The 1968-nt window shown below is 64.9% G+C and carries 2 protein-coding genes; both read right to left on the reverse strand.

Annotated features, from left to right (window positions below; translation table 11 throughout):
• Positions 1-58: 58 nt before the first annotated feature.
• Complete coding sequence (mazG, locus tag EOA60_RS30805; protein WP_095825426.1) at positions 59-883, reverse strand: nucleoside triphosphate pyrophosphohydrolase; 825 nt, start codon at positions 881-883, stop codon at positions 59-61.
• A gap of 82 nt (positions 884-965) precedes the next feature.
• Positions 966-1968, reverse strand: a 1003-nt coding sequence (locus EOA60_RS30810) for an amino acid aminotransferase (protein ID WP_164899682.1), incomplete at its 5' end; no start/stop codon positions are given.

A 1968-nucleotide genomic window follows, 5' to 3' on the forward strand; every position in this document is an offset into this window, starting at 1 on the left:
GCGCCCGCCAGGAGATCGAGACCCGGCTGAACCGCAGGAACCACGGCTAGGCCGCTGCTTATCTTGCGTTTTTGGCCTGCTGCCAGAGGGTTTCCATCTCGTCCAAAGTCGCCTGTTCCAACGACCTCCCGGAAGCCTCCAACTCCCGCTCGACATAATGGAAGCGCGAGCGGAACTTCTCGTTGGTGCCGCTCAGCGCGGCTTCGGCATCAAGTCTCAAATGGCGGCCGAGATTGACGACGGCAAACAGCATGTCGCCGAACTCATCCTTGATGGGTGCCGCGTCGCCCGTGACCAGCGCCTCGCGCAGCTCGCCGATCTCTTCCTCTATCTTGTCGAGGATGGGTGCTGCCTCGCTCCAGTCGAAGCCGACGCGCGCAGCCTTCTCCTGCAGCTTCAACGCGCGGGTCAGCGCAGGGAGCGCAACCGGCACGCTATCGAGATAGCCCTTGCCGTGATCTTCCGGGTCGAGGCCGCGCGCGATGCGGGCGTTGCGCTTCTCGGCCTTCTCCACCGCCTTGATCTTCTCCCACATGCCCTTGGCCATGCCGGCGCTGCGCGCCTTCTCGTCGCCGAAGACATGCGGGTGACGGCGGATCATCTTGGTGGTGATCGCCTCGACAACGTCGCCGATCGCGAACTCGCCAATCTCCTGCGCCATCTGCGCGTGGTAGACGACCTGCAGCAGAAGGTCGCCCAGTTCCTCTCGCAGATCGTCGAAGTCGCCGCGCGCGATCGCATCCGCCACTTCATAGGCTTCCTCGATCGTGTAGGGGGCGATGGTGGAAAAGTTCTGCTCGATGTCCCAGGGGCAGCCGGTCTCCGGCGCTCTCAGTGCCGCCATGATCTCGATCAGACGGGAGATGTCTTTGGAGGGTTTCATGCAACAAACCCTAGCGCGCGCCGCGGCGGGCGACCAATCCCGCCGGCTGGCAAAAGCCGATTGTCCACAGTTGCGCCGGCGCTCAGTCGAGCACCGAAACGATCGCCTTGGCGAGCTCGTCCATGCCATCCTCAGGCAGACCTGCCACATTGATGCGGCTGTCACCCACCATATAGACGGCGTGCTCGGTGCGCAGCCGCTCAACCTGCGTTTCGGTGAGCCCCAGGCGGGAGAACATGCCGCGATGGCTGGCCACGAAATCGAAGCGATCGGAGTTGGATTGCCGGCGCAACGCCTCGGCGAAGGCGACACGCAGCCTGAGCATGCGCAGCCGCATCTCCTCGAGTTCCGTCTCCCAGACCTTCTTCAGATCGGCGTCTTCCAGCACCATGCGTACGGCCGCAGCGCCATGGTCCGGCGGCATCGAATAGAGCGCTCGCGCCGCTGCCAGCATCTGGCTCATAGCCACGTCGGCCTGTGCGCCGTCCTTGGCCATGATCATGGCGGAACCGACGCGGTCGCGATAGACGGCGAAATTTTTCGAGCAGCTCGAGGCGACGACCATCTCGGGCACCTTGCCGGCGAGCAGCCGCAGGCCGGCGGCATCGGCGTCGAGCCCTTCGCCAAAGCCCTGATAGGCGATGTCGACGAAAGGCAGCAGGCCGCGCTCAAGCAGAACGTCGGCAATCTTCGCCCATTGCGCAGCATCCAGATTGGCGCCGGTCGGGTTATGGCAGCAGCCATGCAGCAGCACGACATCCCCGCTAGTGGCGGTCTTGAGCGCCGCCAGCATGTCGTCGAAACGGACAGCGCCGGAAACAGCGTCGAAATAAGGATAGTCGCGCACCTGTAGGCCGGCGGCGCGCATCACCGGCAGGTGGTTCGGCCAGGTCGGATCGGAGAGCCACACCGTCGCGCCCGGCCGCGTGCGCTGCAGAAGCTCGGCCACCAGCCTGAGGGCGCCCGATCCGCCCGGCGCCTGCGCTGCGCGGATGTGCGAATGATCGGCCCTCTCGCCGAAGGCAAGCTTGATCATGGCGGCGTTGAAGCCGGTGTCGCCGGCGAGGCCGAGATAGGTCTTGGTG

Origin of the sequence: Mesorhizobium sp. M1A.F.Ca.IN.020.06.1.1, from assembly GCF_004023265.1 — a bacterium.
Taxonomy (GTDB): Bacteria; Pseudomonadota; Alphaproteobacteria; order Rhizobiales; family Rhizobiaceae; genus Mesorhizobium.